Here is a 17,889-nt window from a genome sequence, read left to right on the forward strand (position 1 = left end):
CATTGCAAGGAGAATTCTTGGGAAATAAAGCCGAAACCGTTCAGCCTGCGCCCGCCGCAACGATAACATCGCTGCGGGCTGTGGGATATAAAATCGATACAGCAATAGCCGATATTATAGATAACTCTATTTCGGCTGGTGCGCATAATATATGGATAAGAATTGTTTGGAATGATGGTGCACCGTGGGTATCAATTCTTGATGATGGCATTGGCATGTCCAAAGATGAATTAATTCAAGCTATGCGGCCTGGTTCAAAAGATCCTGAAGATGAACGATCGGCCTCTGATTTGGGAAGATTTGGGCTGGGACTGAAAACAGCGTCTTTTTCTCAAGCGAAACTTCTTAATGTTTATTCAAAAAAATCACGTAACGCGGATAATTCAAGATGTTGGGACTTGGAGTATGTACGGTCCGTCGGACAATGGACTTTATTAAAAGATATCGCGGGGCCCTCTCCGGAATTGATGGAATGCTTCAACTCGCTAAGCTCCGGAACCCTAGTTATATGGCAAAATTTAGATAAATTTACCCTTGGAATGGAAAATGAAAATTTAAAGGGAGAAAAGCATTTTTTTGAAGCGGTTGCCATGGTTAGAGATAGTTTGAGTCTGATATTCCATAGATTTATTTCCGGACGAAATAAAGAAAAAAGGATGGTAAGCATTTTCGTAAATGGCGAGAAAGAAGAGTTCAGAATTAAGGCATGGGACCCTTTCTTACCGCATATAGCGTCGCAGATGATGCCTAGGGATACTGTGGTTACTTCAACAGGGACGATTGTACTCGGTGGTATTGTGCTTCCACATCGAGATAAAGTTGATTCGGACAGTGAATATAGACAGCTCGCTGGTCCCTTTGAAATGTCTCAACATCAAGGATTTTATGTTTATAGGAATGACCGACTACTGACATTTGGAGATTGGTTGGATTTGTCAGAGGGAGGGAAGAAATGGCGAAGGGAAGAGCCTTATAAGCTGGCTAGGATTTTTGTGGATATATCTAATACCGAAGATAAGAGCTGGATGATCGATATTAAAAAAGCGATGGCAGTTCCTCCGGCTGAAATTAGAGATCGATTGAAGAGCTATTCAAAGGTAGTTCGTGAAAAAGCGAAGCAAGTTTATTGGTACAGGGCACGCATTGGCAGTTCACCTACTCATACAACCGCCGAACCAGAAGTTCCAGTTTGGATAAACTTTTCGAAAGGCAATCGAAAAAAGTATGAGATTAACAGATCTCATCCCTTGATTGAGTCTCTTTCGAGAAAACTTGGAATGTATGAGAATAGGTTTCAGAATATTCTTTCACTTGTCGAGCGAGCAGTTCCTGTTGAGAAAATCTATGTGGATGCGTCAGATTCAGAAAGCGTCATGGCACCCCGATATGATGAAAAAATGGACGAGGAACTAATCGATTTTTTAAACCTGTTGTTCCTTGACTGCGTTGATAAATTGAACCGAACTTCGAATGACAAAGAAAATATCGTAGAGATAGCTTTGAAAGAAATTGGAAAAATCGAACCATTTAATCGATACAGCAATTTGTCTGCGTATTTAAGAAAGAATAATTAAAATGAAGAATGAATCTGATTTTAAGATGGAAGACATATTCCAGTTAGCGATTGTTCTCATTAATGTATTGAAGCGCAATGAGATAGACATTGATATGTCCACAATCGAGAGAGAGACCGACAAAGCAATTCAATTAACCGGAAGTATAGTCTCTGGGGAGCTGAGGCAGAAAGTTCTATCGGAGATTCAAAAGCACTTCGAAGTGATAACGATGACTGGACGAAGTATTGATGGCAATAAGAAGCATGCCCCTTGGTTGACGACTGAGAAAAAACAAGCAATTAATTGGATATACTGGAATAACTATTCATCGTCTGCAATTAAAGATCTTCCGCCATCTGTTCGACAAACTATTGATCGAGACACTGAGAAAATTTTGTCAAAATTAGAAAACCCAAATAGACAGGGCCCCTGGTCAACCAAGGGTTTGATAATGGGAAGCGTTCAAGCTGGAAAAACCGCTAACTATATTGGTTTAATTACAAAGGCTGCCGATGCGGGCTATAAAGTCGTAATTGTTTTAACAGGTATGCATGAATCGTTGCGTGTTCAGACCCAAGTAAGAATTAACCAAGGTTTTGTCGGAGCTCAGAACTATGTAGCAAACAATCGAATTGGCTTTTATCCCGATCACGAAAGTATTAAACTGCCCAAAGATCATCCGAAACCTATTTGTATGACAGCCGCATCAGATGATGGTGATTTTAATATAAGAAGAGCCGATCAGTCATTGCAACATCTTTTAGGAGATCAGAAGCCGGTCGTGTTTGTCGTAAAAAAGAATGTGTCAATTCTGAAAAATCTATACAATTGGATGTCAGCCGAGGCAGATCGATTTGATGAATCTCAAAGAAAAGTCTTGATGGATGTACCTGCACTAATAATTGACGATGAAGCGGATCAAGCATCGGTCGATACCGGTGTCAGTCGGGACGGGGAAGATCAAGAGGGGGATCCTAAAAAAACTAATGCGCTAATTCGGGGAATTCTTAATTTATTCGAAAAATCCGCGTATGTCGCAGTTACCGCCACCCCCTTCGCAAACGTAATGATACACAACGAAATTGAGGGCGGTCTTTTTAGAATTTTTACTAGTAAAGAGCAAAGCGATTATAACAAGTTAACAACAGATATTGAAACTCTGGAAAACAACGGCGCTTCTCATTATCAAATTGCCCAACTTAAAAGAAAACGTTCTTCATGTGGAACGGAGGTTTTTTTGGGTGAGGATTTGTTCCCTAAAGATTTTGTATATTCATTAAATCCTCCAAGTAACTACTTCGGCGCTGAGCAATTTTTTGGTATTTCGGATACCGAAGAGGATGTAAATAGGGCATCATTGCCAATAATAAAAGTTATTGACGATCACGTATCTTCTGACCCCTCAATTCCATCATTCCTGCCGAGTAAGCGTGATACAAACCACGTACCTGAGTTTCTGCCCGGATCGTTAAAGAATGCAATTAATAGTTTCTTGATATCTTCAGCTATCAGAAACTTGAGAGATAAAGACAAGTTGAAAAGAGTTAACTCGATGCTTGTCCATGTTACCCGTTATAACGACCCTCAGAAAGAAGTGTATGCGTTGGTATCGGAATATGTCGAAGAAGTACGGAATGGCGTCATTGGCAGTGGTGATAGGATGGACTCGTCATTGGTTTCTGAACTTAAGAAGATATATGAAGGAAGTCAATCCGACAGTACTGATCATTCTTACGATAAAATTAGCCAATTGGTTCACGAGGCGGGAATAGATCGTTTTACGCCAGAAAATTTTGATTTCGATACCATATTGATGGAAGTTCGAAAAATGTTTGGAACTTCAGGGGCATTTGAAACAGTAATGATGAATGGTCTCAGTAGAGATGCGCAAATTTTCCAGAATAAGGATTACTATTCTTCTATTGTCATTGGTGGCGATAAGTTGTCTCGAGGCCTTACCCTTGATGGTTTATTGATTAGCTACTATCTTCGATCCTCAGATATGTATGATACGCTGATGCAAATGGGCCGGTGGTTTGGATATCGTTCAGGATATATTGACCTGATAAGAGTCTTTACCACAGCTGGTTTACGGGATCGTTTTAGACATTTGGCACTTGCCACAAAGAAGTTGCGGGAGGAGTTCGAGGACTTGAGCTATAATCCGCATTCAACACCCAATGATTTCGGATTAAAGATCCTTTCCCATCCTGATATGACCGTAACTAGTCCAATGAAGCTAAAAAATGCCTTTGAGTATCCAGTTACCTTTGCTGGCTCCTCTAAGGAAACCATCATTTTTCTTAAGAAAAACAGGGAGAAAAATAATTTAACCGTAAGAAATTTCGGTAATTTATTATCACAAAAGCATGGTGTACGAGATGTGGAAAGCAAAGTTTTCTTTGAAAATGTCAACTGGGGTGATATTTCAAATTTTATAAAAGGATATCAGTTTTCTGCAAGAGATAACAACCAAATGGCCAATGCTATTTCCGAGTACATTGGAGATATGGCTGTAAAGCATTCAGAACTTACCCAGTGGTCAGTCGGTTTTTTGTCTGTGACCAATGAATTAGAAGATAAAGAACGAAAAGAAAAAATTCCCTTGGAGGGATGGGCAAATGAATTCGGTGGATTAATGTATCCTTCAGTCCGTCGATACTTGTCTAATAGTGATGGAAAAATTACGATTAAAAGAATTGGAAGCCCAGAAGACGAAAAAATAGGTCTGTCAACGGATGAGCTAGATGAAGCAGCGGATCTCACCGAAAAATGGCGGAAAGAAAATAACGAATTGGGAAAAGTAGATTCCAATAAGAAAAAATCAAAATATACGCCAAAGTTTTTGAGATTGGTAAGAAGTCCCAAAAAGGGACTGCTGTTGTTTTATCCAACTATTTTCAAGGATGATCAGGGGAGGCTCCTAAATGAACTGCATTGGGGTGTTTTATTGAGTTTTCCCTTCTCGAAAAATGCAGAAAAGAAAATATTCGTAGTTAATGCAGTATTCAATAATGAGACTGTTGGTGATGACGATGAACAAGAATAGGTTTGAACGTATCTGGGCAGAGATTCTTAAAGAAAAGAATTTGCCTGGAATGCGAAGCATTGAATCAACATTAATGGCAGATATCTTTCTTACTATTGATAGATCCGGTAGGCGTGGCGTTGCGATCGCTTCACGGCAGAAGTGTCGATCAAGCGGTAACTATTTTGAACGAAAAGGAATTGAGTATCTAAGTTTTTCTCAGGGAGAATTAGTTGGGCATCATTTGATTGAACGATCACCGAACAGTCCAGAATTTCCGGTGTTGGTAGAAGAGCTTCTTGATAAACGATATTATGTTGGCTGTAAATGCGCTGAGAATTATCTTGTTAAATTCGATATCCTCGTTTCAAAGTGGGCATCCTTATTTGATAAACTGAATACGACTACTTACCATGAACTTAAAGGACTTTTCGGCGAGCTTGTTGTGCTAGATATTCTGTTGTCCAGTGAAAACGACGAAATAGTTGTTTTAGATGGATGGGTAGGTCCACTATCCAGAGCCAATGATTTTCATTTTGCGGCATTGAAGTTGGAAGTGAAAACTAAGGAAAATATTTCTGAAACCGTTTCAATCAGTTCTATTGAGCAGCTATCTGGCGATCCATACTTGGTTGTGGTTTCAGTGACTTCAAATACGGGTTTATTAATTTCAGACCTAATAGAATCAATTTTCAATAAGTTTAAGAGTGAACGAGGGCGCACACTCTTTGGTAGCAAACTAATAGAACTTGGTGTGTCCTTGGCTATTGTAAAAAAGCTAAATCTACGTTTTAGTGCAGATGAAATTTCCTGTTACCATGTCACTGGTGGATTTCCTCGCCTAGTTCAGCAGTCCGTAATGTTGGGTGTTGAAAACGTTCGATACGAGATCAACTTGAAATACATAATGCCTTTTCGTGTGGAAACTGATGGCTTTCTAGGAAAGTTGAAAATTCATGAAAATTGAAGATTTCAAAGTAATGTTAAAAGGTGAGATTCTTGCCAAGATGAAATCGTCATTATCCATTTGGGGATCGTCTGAGGCAACAATTTCGGAGAATGCCTTTACTGAGTATGTCGGTGAGGTTTTCGAGGCATCTGATTACCTTGATAAATTTGAAGCATGCTATTTTTATAAGGAATTGAAGGTTGGAACAGCAAAATGTAATGGATATAGTTTTGACCAGGATACAAATACTCTAAAGGTGTTCGTTGTTGATTTTGATCAGTCCGAAGAAATCAATAGCATGGATTTAGAACGGTTGAAGAAGTTTTTAAATATGTCCCTTCGCTTCATATCTGCAGTTCAAAGCGATGTTTTCGAAAAGTTCGAGCCTTCTAGTGCGGAATTTTTAACTGTTAGGGATATTCGGGCATTACTATGTGATGTAAGGTTTATTCGAATCATCGTTCTTACTAACAGAATTCTATCCTCTAGAACTCCCCCGGAAAAAATGAAGTTCGAAGTTAAAAATCTTAAAGTTTCTGTTAATGTGGAAGTAGCGGACCTGGGACGTATTAAAGATTGTGCTCTTGCAAGCGTTTCACAACAGGATATAGTGTTGAATTTGAATTCCTACGGCGGGCTGAATGTTGCTACTTACTTTATAAATGAAGTGTCAACATCTGCGCTTGCTGTGATACCAGGGGAGGCGCTTGCTTCTCTGTACAAAGAGTATGGAGAGCGGTTGCTCGAGGGTAACGTAAGGTCATATTTGCAGGCGAAAGGAAAAGTGAATAAAGGAATTCTGGAGACTCTCGAGCAAGAGCCAGATAAATTTTTTATTTACAATAATGGACTTACCATAGTTTGCAAAAAAATGATTTTCGATTTGAAGGGCAAGCTCATGGCAATCGTAGAGCCGCAAATAGTTAATGGCGGCCAGACTACAGCGAGTCTATTCAGAGCGATTGAAAACGATTTAAAGCCGGTGATGGTTCAGTGCAAAATAATTCAGGTCGATAGTGTTGATGATCATCAGTTGGTCAGGAATATTTCGAGATTCTCAAATACGCAGAATAAGATTTCAGATACTGATCTGTTAGCTAATGAGCAATTTTTAGTAATGCTCGAAAAATCCAGTCGAAAGTTTATGGCTTCGAAGGTCGGGAAGTTTTGCTATTTCGAGAGGTCAAGGGGTGCATACTTTTCAGAGATTATGCGAATGAATTTGGCTGATCAACGGGAGTTTGAAAAACGATTTCCTAAAAATCTTAAGTATTCAAAAGAAGAAGTTGGTTTAGCATTTAATTCGTGGGCAAAAAAGCCTTTTTGGGTTTCTCGTGGAGGGCAAAAGAATTTTTCTGAGTTTGCGAGATCATATTTGGGTAATATTAAGGATTATGAGTTAGGGGTAGACAGCTATAAGACAGAAATTGGCAAGATAGTTTTCTACCGGGAAGTTAGAGATATTGTAAAGAGTAGGAAAGATATTGAGGCTTATAGGAATAATGTTACCACGTATTCCATAGCGGTAGCAGTCGGAATAGGAATTGTTAATAAGGATGATTTGAGTCGTATGTTTGATGCGCAAGCGCTTTCAGAAAGTATGACTGAAAAGCTATTTGAACTAGTTGGCCGCGTAAACGAGCATATGTTAAAAATAGTTGGGGCCCGCAATGCTTCTGAAGTTTTTAAAAAAGAAGAGACTTGGAAGTCACTTTCAAGGGAGTTTGATATTGAGGAGACTGGGCTACTTGACGTAATTGTCTCTTTGAGTTACTCGCAACTTCGGGAAATTAATGAATGGCTCGAGAGTAATGAAGATTTTGATTTTAGAGATAGAAAGGTTTTAATCGCCTTCATGGCTTACCAGGCCCAAGGATGGGATTCGGAAGAGTCGGCTGGAAGGCCGACAGCGAATCAAATAGTTCGTTTTGAAAGAATTTACAATAGCTTTTTAAGCTTGAGATAGGTTGTGTTTGAAGGTTGAGATCTATAACGGTCGGCAATATAAAGTTCTTTAAGAAGTTAAATAGCCCAGCACCACTGCTCGAGTCGGTTTTAGAATTTTAGTTGTTTCTCCATAGAAGCTTGTCTATTGGATTTTTATTTTTTAAAATCTTCTTAAATGAACTTTTATTTTCTAGCAGTAATTTTTCAATCATACTTTTTTTTAACACATAAATTTCTTTGTCGTAGTTTTTATTGCCTATTTTGAATCCATTGAAGCGCTTGGCTGCGTCGGCATTTGGAAAGAACTCGAAGTTCCGCTGGAGCGTTAGATGAGTTTTTAATTTTGTTATTCGGGTAGATAATTGTTTATCTATGCCTCTACCTAGATAGCTTCGCATTCCATTTAGGAAGTATTCCTCAAGCTCAATCAGAGTTTCATCTAGATAGGTACTGAACTTTCCTTCGACGAGCTTTTGACTGTTCAATTTTTGTTGAAAAAGAGAGTCCACCTCCTCTTGAGCAAGGAGAATATCCTTTTCAGAGAATTCGTTTTCTACGTAGAATAGGTACAATTCCAAACCTTTTTCGATATCCGCTTGTTGTGGAATGATTAAACTTATATCCATGACCTCAATGTAGAGGATTTCTTGAATATTCTTACATATTTCATATTGTGCAAAGGGTAGTAATGATCCCTGCTTGATGGTAAAGCTAATCCAGTTTTGATAATTTGTATTTAGTTCTTCAAGCTCTTCTTTTTCATAGGAAAATGACAATGGATCCCTATGTCTGAAACTTCTTATTGAAGTAGTTAGCTTTCTTAAAAGATCTCTTCCTTCATTGAGGGCATTTTCAGTGTTTTCTAGATTTTTAGGTAAGGTTTTCTCGGCGCTAACCTCTTTCATTTTAAGGGTATGTGCTCGTTCTTGTTTCACGACATCATATAAATGTTCAACGGTTGGTTTAAGAAACCATGTGCCGAACGATCCAACTACCGCCCCTAGCAAAGCTACAATTAAATCTTTGATATACCTATTCATTTGTTTATCCTCAAGTATTAGTCAATAATGAACAACAAACAATTATCTGTCTATGAGGTGGTTGGGAGGATTTTAAAAACTGGTCTAGCACGGAAGAACTTGTGAAAGGTGCCATTCTTTAATTGGACGGTAAGCTAAAAGACTAAAAAATGTTTCACTAATAATGATTAGTGCTTTTCTTCAATGAGATCGTAAGGGGAATTTCCAATTTTTATTAGCTTTTCGAAAAATCAGAGTGGTCATTGCAGATTTGTTTTCTTCGGTATTCTTCAGTGGATTGCATGTGAATAATCCTTCAGTAAGTAAAAGTGTAACCAGTTGAAATCAACCAGTTTTTCTATATTCAAAAACACCTTCCCAAAACCTAATTAAGGATATATACTATCCTTAATTAGGAGGTCTCAATTATGAGCCAACGAATCAACTACAATCAACTTTCCCCTGAACTTGCCCATGGCTTGATGGAAATGTCTAAGCAGCTTGGCAAAAGTGAAATCAGTCAAACTCTTCGTGATCTGGTTAATATCCGTGCCTCGCAAATTAATGGCTGTGCGTTTTGTCTGGATATGCACGTGAAGGAAGCGCGCATTCATGGGGAGCGGGATCTGCGTGTGTATCATGTGCCGGTTTGGCGTGAATCTTCACTCTTTAGTGCGCAAGAGAAAGCGGCCCTAGAGTGGACTGAAGCTGTCACTAAGTTGACAGAGCATGGGATCTCGGATGAGATTTATAACCGCGTGAAAGAGAATTTCTCTGACAAGCAGCTGTCGGATCTGACTATGGCCATTGGTTTGATCAATCAATGGAACCGTCTAAGTATTGCCTTTAGAGCAGTGCCGGGATCGGCAGATAAATTTTTTGGCCTTGATAAGGCAGGACTTAACTAAATGATTTTACGAAACCAGGTCGAATGGGCTTTGCATTGTTGTAGTATTCTTTCGGGTCTTCCGGAAGGTGCTTACCTTGCCACCAAAGACCTGGCCGAGTTTCATGGCGTTCCCAAAGAGTATCTCTCGAAAGCCCTGCAAGCACTTTCAACCGCAGGGCTTGTCGATGCGACACTGGGACCCCGTGGTGGTTACCGCTTGGCTCGCACACCCGATAAAATCACATTCTTAGATATCGTTGAAGCCGTGGAGGGTAAGACCTCCACCTTTGACTGTTCAGAGATCCGCAAGAACGGTCCCTGCAAACAGGAAAAGAACGCTTTTAAAAAGCCCTGTCAGATCGCTCGCGTGATGTGGAAAGCCGACGAGGCTTGGCGTAAAGAACTTCGCGCGGTGACTTTGCAGGATCTTGCGGGACAGCTTCTAAAGGAACTCCCGAAAGAAGTTCTGGAAGAGAATATGAAATGGATACTGGCACGAGTTTAAGCGGTCTTACGCTGTGGAATATTCAGTTCCAAAAATTATCGGGAATTCGGATCAAGTTCGCTATCTCCAGTAGTTAAAATTTTCTTGTTAAGTGATATTAAATCGTGAACTTTAAAATAGATTCTTCGAAGAAAATTATAGTAAGCCTCGCTTCGTAACTTTATCTGTAGTTTCCAATAGTCATTTCTTATTTGTGTACATGATAATGTACGCATGTCAGTGGTTAAGCAGTTCAGTTTTAGTGCGTGGTTTTTTCTAGCAAGTTTATTTTTTTCCTTAAATACAAATGCAGACACGAATTGGTCGGGCGCACAAAGCGCGGGCGATTATTCTTCGTTGGGTGTGGTGACGGTGGATGGCGACGCAATATTTGCGGCAGGCACTTACACGTTTGATTCTTTAGTTGTTAATTCTTCGCGGACTATCACAGTAAATTCCAACACTGGCGCAGGTACTGGCGTCATCATTATTGCCAATAATGTTACTGTGAACGGAACTATCAGCGCGAACGGCACTGGATTCGCGGGTGGCGCTGGCCCCGGCGCAGGCAATAGCCGATTGGGAGGGTGTCATGGCGGGCACGGTGGTATTCCAGTCGCGGCAGTTCCTTGTTCCCCTTATGGAGATCCTTTGCAACCAACCACTTTAGGTTCGGGCGGTGGCAATGGAACGGGAACACCAGGGGCTGGTGGTGGTGCGATTAAACTTGTCGTTAGCAACTCGCTTACTCTTGCCGGAACTATTTCTGCAAGTGGCGCTGCCGCAGTAGGAAGTTCCGGTGGCGGAGCGGGTGGTAGTGTTTGGATCGTAACAAAAAATATTTCCGGCGCAGGTTCAGTCATCGCCAAAGGTGGCGATAGCAGCGGCAATGGGGCGGGCAGTGGTGGTCGGGTTTTACTAAGTTACAGCGGCACAAATTCTCTCACGGGAACGGTCACTGCTCCGGGAGGAGCGGATGGGCAAACGTTAGCGGCCACGTCGGGTTCGGCATTAATCGTTGATTCTACAAATAATGATCTTTATGTGAAATCAGAAAGTGCCTTCGCGAATGGAACTTATACGTTTCGAAATATCACCATCACCAGCACTGGCAGACTGTGGGTGGATCGCATGGGGTTTGGATCTAATTCGGGACCTGGAGTGGGCGGTATCATTTCACAAATCGGCGCGGGATCTAGTCATGGCGGCCGCGGCGGTATTGGTGGCACTTGGGCCGCGGCGGGAGTAACTTATGGCTCTGCGCTTGAGCCCGTAACCAAAGGTTCTGGTGGCGCAGCTGCAGGATCTGATCAAGGCGGGTTCGGTGGCGGAGCTTTAAAATTAGTTGCGACCGGAACGCTGACTTTGGACGGAAAAATTTCTGCCAATGCCGGTGGCTCCATCGCTTCAAGTAACAAACCCGGCGGAGGTTCTGGCGGCAGTCTGTGGATTGTCGCTGATAAAGCCCTGGGATCAGGAACTTTTGAAGCCAAAGGTGGGAATGGTATTTCCAGTTCCGGTGGAGGCGGGCGAATTGCCGTCTACTACGGCACTGCTTACAGTTCTTCGCTAAAGTATAGTGCTGCAATTGGAACGGCTGGTGATTCAGCAGGAGAGAGTGATGCCACGGTAGGGTCAGTGGTCGTCATTGATAATACCAATCATAACCTTTCGTTTCCAGTTTCTACGTCTTTATCTAACGGTACTTATAGTTTCAATAACGTGACTATCCCTGCTGGCGTCCAAGTTTGGGCATCGGATGGATCACTTCCTGGCGAGGGCCCGGGTGCAGGGGTTGCCAGTACCAGTTCGACGAATGATGGTACTGGCGGCGGAAGTTACGGGGGACTGGGGACAGCGGGATCCAGAACAGCTGCCGGTGTGACTTATGGATCGGCAACGGCTCCGAGTGATGTTGGTTCCGGCGGAGGTAAGATCTTTGCCGTCAACAATGGATTTTCCGGGCGGGGTGGTGGCGCTTTAAAGTTTGTGGTTTCTAATGCGATGACCTTAGGAACAGGAGCCGTGCTTTCCGTGAATGGCGGTGAGTGGTGGAGCCCTGGTGTCAGTGGGCAAGGTGGCGGCGGCGGAGGCTCTGGCGGCAGTATTTGGATCAACACTAAAACTTTAAGTGCACCGAGTTCATCTATTCTTGCCCAAGGGGGCGCTGGTGAAAGCGCGATCACTCGCAAGGGTGGTGGTGGCGGTGGAGGCCGTATTGCGATTTACTGTTCAAGTACTTGTGTGACGACCAGTGCATTGTCGGTGACCGGGGGAACGGGTTTAACCACCGGCGCAGCGGGAACTAGAAATATTTATGGTTATGGTCCTGCGGTTTCTTTGGCGTTTACCCAACAGCCGTCTGCAAATGCAATTCAAGGAATTAATTTTACTCCTGCAGCCGTGGTGGGAGCCTCTGATTCTGATGGGAATGTGATTCCCAGCTATAATACAGCAGTGACCGTGACTGCCTATTCGGATGCTGCCTGTACGACTCCAGTGACTGAAACTTTGAACGGTGCAAGCAACAGCAGTTATACAGGACTCGCATTTTTTTCCTCAATGAACTATCCGCGCATGGCGACGATTTATTTGAAAGCGGAATCGGGCGCACTTAGCACTGCGTGTTCGAATGCAGTGGTGGTTGATACGAATCCTGCCACCAAGCTGATATTTGCGACTCAACCATCGACTACAGCGACCATGTCAGAGATTTTTTCTCAACAGCCTGTGGTCGAAGGACGTGACCCTAATAATCTTTTGGATGTTACTTTCAATGGAGTGATCACAATTGTGGCCTATACGGACAGCGCCTGCACTGTGATGGCCGGAGGAAATCTTTTGGGTTCAGCTATTACAAGTTTAGGAGTGGCGAATTACACGGGTGTCGCCTATAGCACCTCCGGAAACATTTACGTCAAAGCCTCATCGGGTTCGCTGACTTCAGCTTGCTCAACGCTGGTACAAGTTTTGGTCCCGCAAAGGCCCTGGTTTTTTAGAGGCTTTTGAGAGAGATTCGAGAATCTGTTAAACTCGTTGACTCTATTTCCATCCTGAACTTTTATGAGTTTTTACGGAGTGTAACTTGAGAAAAGCATTTATCCCTCGTCCTTTAGAAAAACCCTTGATGCGAGGTTACTCGCACATGGCAGCTTTTTTTGCTGCATTCGGGGCGACTGCGGTGATGATGGCTCAATCAAGTTCGCTTCGCGAGTTTGCAGCACTTCTTATTTACTCTCTTTGTTTGATGAATTTATTTGCGGTCAGTGCCACCTATCATTTGGTGAACTGGGCGCCGGAATATCGCGTTTGGATGAAGCGCCTTGATCACTGTTCGATCTATTTGATGATCGCCGGGACGGGGACACCGCTGTGTCTGGTTGCGATGCCGCCAGAGTCGGGGATGAAGTTTTTAGCGCTGACTTGGTCCGTGGCCCTGTTTGGAGTTTTCCAATCCCTGTTTTGGGTTAAGTGTCCAAGATGGATTAGCGCCATCTTGTATCTTGTCGCCGGATGGATTGTTGTTCCGTTTTGGGCGGATATAAAAACTGTTTTAAGCCCCACGGCACTGACGTGTATGGTTTTGGGTGGAGTGTTTTATACTTTGGGTGCAGTGGCTTATGCTTTAAAGAAGCCGAAACTATGGCCCAGATATTTTGGCTACCATGAAGTCTTTCACGCCTTTGTGATCATCGGGGCTCTTTTTCATTTTATCTTTATATTTTTAATCGTCTCGAAGACATCTCACCTAACAAACTGAAAGCATTAGAAAATTTTCTGTTAGCGAAATAAGGCGGAAGTTCTTAACTTATAGTTAACGAACACCCGCGAACACTTTCGTGTTTTTAGTCTATGCCAAGTCTGGAAGTTGTTTTGATTTGCCTGTATTTTCCGGCTAACTCAAAACCCAAAGGATTAAGACTATGAAAACTATTATACGTACTTTTTTAGTTCATTCCATTTTGCTCTCCAGCTTCACTTTTTTTACCAGTCTGGCTAAAGCTCAAATCGCGGCGTACGACCCAGAAACGGTTATTGCTAGCTTCGCCGGGGACCAGGTTAAGTTTATTCGTAAGCAGATTGTTATGAAAATTCGATCTGATAACGATAATGCCGATCACAAACTCACCGTGGAGTTTAGCTGGGAGAGACCCAAGTTCGTGATGAGAAGTTATGTGGATACCAACCAAGCAGGTTGCGATGGCTGTAGGTTGGGCCGAGTTCTTCTTGAGCAGCAGGCTTGGGAGCCTAGAACTCGCAATGGCGAACTTTATTTGGGCGAATTCGATTTGAAAGGGTTTATTTCTTCAACCCAGGTAGGGAATACACTCGTGATGTACAAGCTCCCAAATGCGCATTGGCCAGAAGAACACAAATCTATAGAAAGTTTCATCCGATTTTATCCGAACACCCGTATGGTCAGAAACGAAAATGGCCCGGATTGGAATGGGCTGATGTTGTTTTTCAATCAGAAAACCAACAACCTTCAATTGGCAAAATTTAGCACAAGTGGATTTTCAGATACATATGACGGAAAATCACAGGTTGTTTGGAATTATTCCGTGTCGGGTTTCCAAGATGCCCTGAAGTTCGAGAGATTCAAAGATGGCGTAGTTTTGTTAAAGGATTTGAATGGTTTGACTTTGATTCAGCAGGACGGCCAGGCTACTAAAATTACCGGGCAAGGGGATATTTTTGCTGCCAACATCAAATTTTCAGATATGACGTCCCTATACTCATCAGATCCTTATGAAGGCCGCTTCAGGGCTTTAGCGATTTGTGTAAAGCAGCCTGAACGAATGTTGCACACCTGTGCCACATACAACATTTCTGAAAAGTCCCTGGATCGTGAATTCAAAAATATCATGGCGTTAAGTACGGATGATAGAGGAAGAGTTAGCGGACACTATCTGATTCTGGGAGCAAATAAAAGTTTAAAAGCAGCCTGTTTGGGAGAAGGTTTCAAGGTTGATTCTCAAAGTCCCTTTGCTGTACCTACTTTTCCCGGATTTTTTGAAAACATAGGACGTGTACAATACTTGGAATCTCTTTATCCTAAAGGTATCAAATTGTATAATTGGTCGGAAAAAAGAACCGAGGATCAATATATCTGCTCGGAAAAAGTTTGAGTAAATTCCTGCGGCGGTTAATGAAGCAGTGGAGGACAGGTCTTCCACTGCTTTTTTTTGACTATTAAGATTCAGGATTGTTAAGAGCTTCTAAAAGATTAGCGAAGCAGCCGCGAATTTCATCTTCGGAGTGCTGCTGGCGGATTACTTCTGACAGGACCACATCGCTATCCAAAGCTGCCTGCAATGCGTTTTTGAATTTCTCTTCAGAATGGTTGCCCGGATTCAAAAGCTGCTTATCCATGATCTTAACCAGGACGGCGATGCTTTTTGCGCTTGAAGGGCTTCTGTGTTGTTTTACGGTTTCGATCAGACGAATAACTAGGGGATTTGTTTCGCTCACAGAAGGGTCCTTGATAGCTCGGTTAATGGGTAAGTAGGTCGCAACAGACCAAATCCTGCAAACTTCCACAACATAAATGGAGCTCATTGTAAAAATGGGGCCTTCTTTTCGCTATCTTGGTGGGGCAAAATTGTACGTCGGCTGTGGGAGTAATGCTTCACTCACGTTGAAAGTGAACTCCAAATCCGTTTAATTGTTTTAAAGCAGTTCAAATGTTTGCACGTCCTTTGCTAAACAATTATTCGTCACAATGGTGGTTGAGCCAAGATGTGGAAGGATATTTGATGAAGTTTTTGATTTTAGTGTGTCTTCTTTTCCCGGTGATGACATGGGCGCAGACTTCGACGGAAACGACTGAAAAAGAAGAGTCCCTGGGGCAGGAGGTTTTGATTAATAAATCAAAAAAGCTCGCCACCTTGGAAGAGTTGGAGCAGTTGCGCATTTTGTACTATAAGCCGATCTATTTTGCCTATGGTGAGCCCACCAGTAAATTACAATACAGCTTTAGAGTTCCACTGTTTGAACAGTTCCCGTTAAACTTCGCCTACACCCAAATCATTTTCTGGGAGCTGCAGGAAGAATCCAAGCCATTTCTGGATGCCACCTATAATCCCGAATTTTTCTATCGCATCGATTACGATAAAAAGACGATTCGCTCCCTGGATATAGGGATCTTTGAGCATAACTCAAACGGTAAGGCGGGCGATGCCTCCCGTTCTTATAACCAAACATACCTTCGTGCAAACTGGGCATTCGAATCCAAAAGCTGGATCATTCAGCTTTCTGCAAAAGCAAAAGCCATCTACGGCGTCGATGAAACCAATCGCGATATTTATGATTACGTGGGACCACTTGAGGGGGAGATTAAGTTCATTCAACTCTTTGATTCGATGTTTGACCAATTAGAGGCCGTCGTTAATATAAATCCCGGCGGAAAGTGGTCGACCGAGTTTGAGAAGGGTGGCTATCAGATTGCTCTCAACTTTCATATCGGTGGTCTGAAAGTGGTGCCCGCCTTCTATGTACAGTATTATCACGGCTTTGCGGAAACCTTGGTGAACTATAACCAATCGGTTGATGAATTTAGAGCGGGCTTGATGTTCTAAGCTCGAAGACCTAGCGCCCTGCCGCACCCGTAGCGGGTGTAACTGATATTTTAACCTCGTCCGTAGATCGCGGCTTTCTTCAAAACGTTTTCTTGCGGATCGGTTTCGACCAAAACAATCAGTTCGGGGTTGCTGACGAGTTTATAAAACGGTGAATCCTGCGACAGACGATTTTTATCTGTGATCAGAATAATGCTGAAATCAAATGCATCCACGTTAACCGCATTCAAGTTTTGAATTCTTGTGCGTGCTGGCGGGGCCGGGTAGGGCTCTTCGTGCTTGATCGCAATGAAGTGATAATTTTGATCTTCAAGCATGTGTTCGCAGTAGTCTTTCGCGATACGCTCAAAAGCTCCGCCTAGTAAAGATTCCTCTTCATTCAAAGACTCAAGATGGCTTTTAAGTATCAGTCCGGTTGTATAATACAGCAGGCCCGCTTTCCCAAGGTTCGAGTGAATCTCAATCGAAAGAGTTTCTTCCTGGTATTTCAGCTCGCGATGAGATTTTAAATACTTCCGCTCTTCAAAGAACGCCTCAGCAAAGTCGGCTTCCCGGGCAAAGCGTTTTTCGCACTCGGAGCATACCAAGTGTTCTGCGCTGACGGGGTTCGTTTGTTTTAGGCACAATGGGCAGGTGTTTGAGTTAGGTGTCTTCATAAAGCGTTCCCCTTGGCCCCACAGTTTAACGCCTCGTCCACAGGGTTGTCACTGTATGAAAACTTGGATTTAATGCTGAAAACCTTTAGGAGGTCCTCATGCTTTATGAAATCACAGTCCCGTATTTTATCAAAATGCTTAACAACCTAGAAAATGTTCTGGAAAAGGGCGCAAAGCATGCCGAGACTAAAAAGTTCGACATGGATGTATTGCTAAACTCTCGTTTGGCACCGGACCAGTTTCCTTTGGCTCGTCAAATTCAGATTGCTTGTGATACTGCGAAGCTTGCAGCTTTCCGTTTAACTGAAAAGACAGCGCCAACATATGCTGACACTGAAAAAACGTATGCGGAATTCCAGGAAAGAATCAAAGGGACGATTCAGTATTTGCAGTCTTTGACTGCGGCTGATTTCAAAGATTCTGCAACAAAGCAGATTACAAACCCACGTTGGGACGGGCAGTGGATGACAGGTGCGGAGTTCGTTTCTCACCATGCTTTGCCGAATCTTTATTTTCACGTGACGACGGCTTATTCGATTCTTCGCCACAATGGTGTTGAAGTGGGTAAGAAGGATTACCTGGGACCAATGCCTTTTAAGAAGTAATAAGTCGTAACCACATCGCTAGAGCGCACAACGTCTCAGGTATTTCTGGGGCGTCCGATTGTGCGCTGCCGCACCCGTAGCGGGTGTGAGTGTCTTATTCTCAAAATGAGACACTGGGGTTGTCGAGCACAAAACGTTACTTGTCAGGATTCTCACAGGAGAAATCGGCTCACTAGGC

The 17,889-nt window shown here is 42.7% G+C and carries 14 protein-coding genes; 11 read left to right on the forward strand and 3 right to left on the reverse strand.

The genetic code is table 11. The features are described from left to right. Window positions 1–17: 17 nt before the first annotated feature. The 4 genes from ACLWNV_RS05965 to ACLWNV_RS05980 are packed head-to-tail and all read left to right on the forward strand — an operon-like array spanning window position 18 to window position 7,499. Window positions 18–1,574: an ATP-binding protein gene (locus tag ACLWNV_RS05965; RefSeq protein WP_413587009.1), complete on the forward strand. Its 1,557-nt coding sequence runs from the start codon at window positions 18–20 to the stop codon at window positions 1,572–1,574. Window position 1,575: 1 nt separating this feature from the next. Next, window positions 1,576–4,605: a Z1 domain-containing protein gene (locus ACLWNV_RS05970; RefSeq protein WP_413587010.1), complete on the forward strand. Its 3,030-nt coding sequence runs from the start codon at window positions 1,576–1,578 to the stop codon at window positions 4,603–4,605. Beyond that, complete coding sequence (locus ACLWNV_RS05975) at window positions 4,586–5,551, forward strand: PD-(D/E)XK motif protein (protein WP_413587011.1); 966 nt, start codon at window positions 4,586–4,588, stop codon at window positions 5,549–5,551. Before ACLWNV_RS05970 ends, ACLWNV_RS05975 begins: the two co-directional genes overlap by 20 nt. Beyond that, window positions 5,541–7,499, forward strand: coding sequence for an AIPR family protein (locus tag ACLWNV_RS05980; protein ID WP_413587013.1), 1,959 nt, complete (start codon window positions 5,541–5,543; stop codon window positions 7,497–7,499). Before ACLWNV_RS05975 ends, ACLWNV_RS05980 begins: the two co-directional genes overlap by 11 nt. A 97-nt stretch (window positions 7,500–7,596) precedes the next feature. Here ACLWNV_RS05980 and ACLWNV_RS05985 read toward each other — a convergent pair whose 3' ends face one another. After that, the gene (locus ACLWNV_RS05985) at window positions 7,597–8,520 is read right to left on the reverse strand and encodes a hypothetical protein (RefSeq protein ID WP_413587014.1); all 924 of its coding nucleotides are present in this window, start codon (window positions 8,518–8,520) and stop codon (window positions 7,597–7,599) included. Between the two features lie 407 nt (window positions 8,521–8,927). Here ACLWNV_RS05985 and ACLWNV_RS05990 point away from each other — a divergent pair, with 407 nt between their 5' ends. The 5 genes from ACLWNV_RS05990 to ACLWNV_RS06010 all read left to right on the forward strand — a co-directional run bounded on the left by ACLWNV_RS05990 (window position 8,928) and on the right by ACLWNV_RS06010 (window position 15,001). Next, complete coding sequence (locus ACLWNV_RS05990; protein ID WP_413587015.1) at window positions 8,928–9,407, forward strand: carboxymuconolactone decarboxylase family protein; 480 nt, start codon at window positions 8,928–8,930, stop codon at window positions 9,405–9,407. Continuing rightward, window positions 9,408–9,893, forward strand: a complete 486-nt coding sequence (locus ACLWNV_RS05995) for an RrF2 family transcriptional regulator (RefSeq protein ID WP_413587016.1) — start codon at window positions 9,408–9,410, stop codon at window positions 9,891–9,893. A 213-nt stretch (window positions 9,894–10,106) separates the two neighbouring features. Then, window positions 10,107–12,881 (forward strand): beta strand repeat-containing protein, encoded by a 2,775-nt coding sequence (locus ACLWNV_RS06000; RefSeq protein WP_413587017.1) that lies wholly within the window; start codon window positions 10,107–10,109, stop codon window positions 12,879–12,881. A gap of 76 nt (window positions 12,882–12,957) precedes the next feature. Continuing rightward, window positions 12,958–13,632 (forward strand): PAQR family membrane homeostasis protein TrhA, encoded by a 675-nt coding sequence (gene trhA / locus ACLWNV_RS06005; RefSeq protein ID WP_413587018.1) that lies wholly within the window; start codon window positions 12,958–12,960, stop codon window positions 13,630–13,632. A gap of 163 nt (window positions 13,633–13,795) precedes the next feature. Continuing rightward, the gene (locus ACLWNV_RS06010) at window positions 13,796–15,001 is read left to right on the forward strand and encodes a hypothetical protein (RefSeq protein WP_413587019.1); all 1,206 of its coding nucleotides are present in this window, start codon (window positions 13,796–13,798) and stop codon (window positions 14,999–15,001) included. Between the two features lie 64 nt (window positions 15,002–15,065). Here ACLWNV_RS06010 and ACLWNV_RS06015 read toward each other — a convergent pair whose 3' ends face one another. Beyond that, window positions 15,066–15,344: a hypothetical protein gene (locus ACLWNV_RS06015; RefSeq protein WP_413587020.1), complete on the reverse strand. Its 279-nt coding sequence runs from the start codon at window positions 15,342–15,344 to the stop codon at window positions 15,066–15,068. Window positions 15,345–15,628: 284 nt separating this feature from the next. On the opposite strand from ACLWNV_RS06015, the gene ACLWNV_RS06020 reads away from it, so the two are divergent. After that, window positions 15,629–16,450 (forward strand): phospholipase A, encoded by an 822-nt coding sequence (locus tag ACLWNV_RS06020; protein WP_413587021.1) that lies wholly within the window; start codon window positions 15,629–15,631, stop codon window positions 16,448–16,450. 50 nt (window positions 16,451–16,500) lie between these two features. Here the strand turns inward: ACLWNV_RS06020 and ACLWNV_RS06025 are convergent, their stop codons facing one another. Then, window positions 16,501–17,106 (reverse strand): hypothetical protein, encoded by a 606-nt coding sequence (locus ACLWNV_RS06025; RefSeq protein WP_413587022.1) that lies wholly within the window; start codon window positions 17,104–17,106, stop codon window positions 16,501–16,503. Window positions 17,107–17,204: 98 nt separating this feature from the next. Between ACLWNV_RS06025 and ACLWNV_RS06030 the strand changes: the two genes are divergently transcribed. Then, window positions 17,205–17,711, forward strand: a complete 507-nt coding sequence (locus tag ACLWNV_RS06030) for a DUF1993 domain-containing protein (protein WP_413587023.1) — start codon at window positions 17,205–17,207, stop codon at window positions 17,709–17,711. The last annotated feature ends 178 nt before the right edge of the window (window positions 17,712–17,889 follow it).

Source organism: Bdellovibrio sp. HCB274 (assembly GCF_047306075.1).
GTDB lineage: Bacteria > Bdellovibrionota > Bdellovibrionia > Bdellovibrionales > Bdellovibrionaceae > Bdellovibrio.

Excerpts from the sequence above, each read along its gene's own strand:
- ACLWNV_RS06020 (WP_413587021.1), top strand. The coding sequence starts at position 15,629 with ATGAAGTTTTTGATTTTAGTGTGTCTTCTTTTCCCGGTGATGACATGG.
- ACLWNV_RS05975 (WP_413587011.1), top strand. The coding sequence starts at position 4,586 with ATGACGATGAACAAGAATAGGTTTGAACGTATCTGGGCAGAGATTCTT.
- ACLWNV_RS06010 (WP_413587019.1), top strand. The coding sequence starts at position 13,796 with ATGAAAACTATTATACGTACTTTTTTAGTTCATTCCATTTTGCTCTCC.
- ACLWNV_RS06030 (WP_413587023.1), top strand. The coding sequence starts at position 17,205 with ATGCTTTATGAAATCACAGTCCCGTATTTTATCAAAATGCTTAACAAC.
- ACLWNV_RS05995 (WP_413587016.1), top strand. The coding sequence starts at position 9,408 with ATGATTTTACGAAACCAGGTCGAATGGGCTTTGCATTGTTGTAGTATT.
- ACLWNV_RS06025 (WP_413587022.1), bottom strand. The coding sequence starts at position 17,106 with ATGAAGACACCTAACTCAAACACCTGCCCATTGTGCCTAAAACAAACG.
- ACLWNV_RS05970 (WP_413587010.1), top strand. The coding sequence starts at position 1,576 with ATGAAGAATGAATCTGATTTTAAGATGGAAGACATATTCCAGTTAGCG.
- ACLWNV_RS05985 (WP_413587014.1), bottom strand. The coding sequence starts at position 8,520 with ATGAATAGGTATATCAAAGATTTAATTGTAGCTTTGCTAGGGGCGGTA.
- ACLWNV_RS05980 (WP_413587013.1), top strand. The coding sequence starts at position 5,541 with ATGAAAATTGAAGATTTCAAAGTAATGTTAAAAGGTGAGATTCTTGCC.
- ACLWNV_RS06000 (WP_413587017.1), top strand. The coding sequence starts at position 10,107 with ATGTCAGTGGTTAAGCAGTTCAGTTTTAGTGCGTGGTTTTTTCTAGCA.
- ACLWNV_RS05990 (WP_413587015.1), top strand. The coding sequence starts at position 8,928 with ATGAGCCAACGAATCAACTACAATCAACTTTCCCCTGAACTTGCCCAT.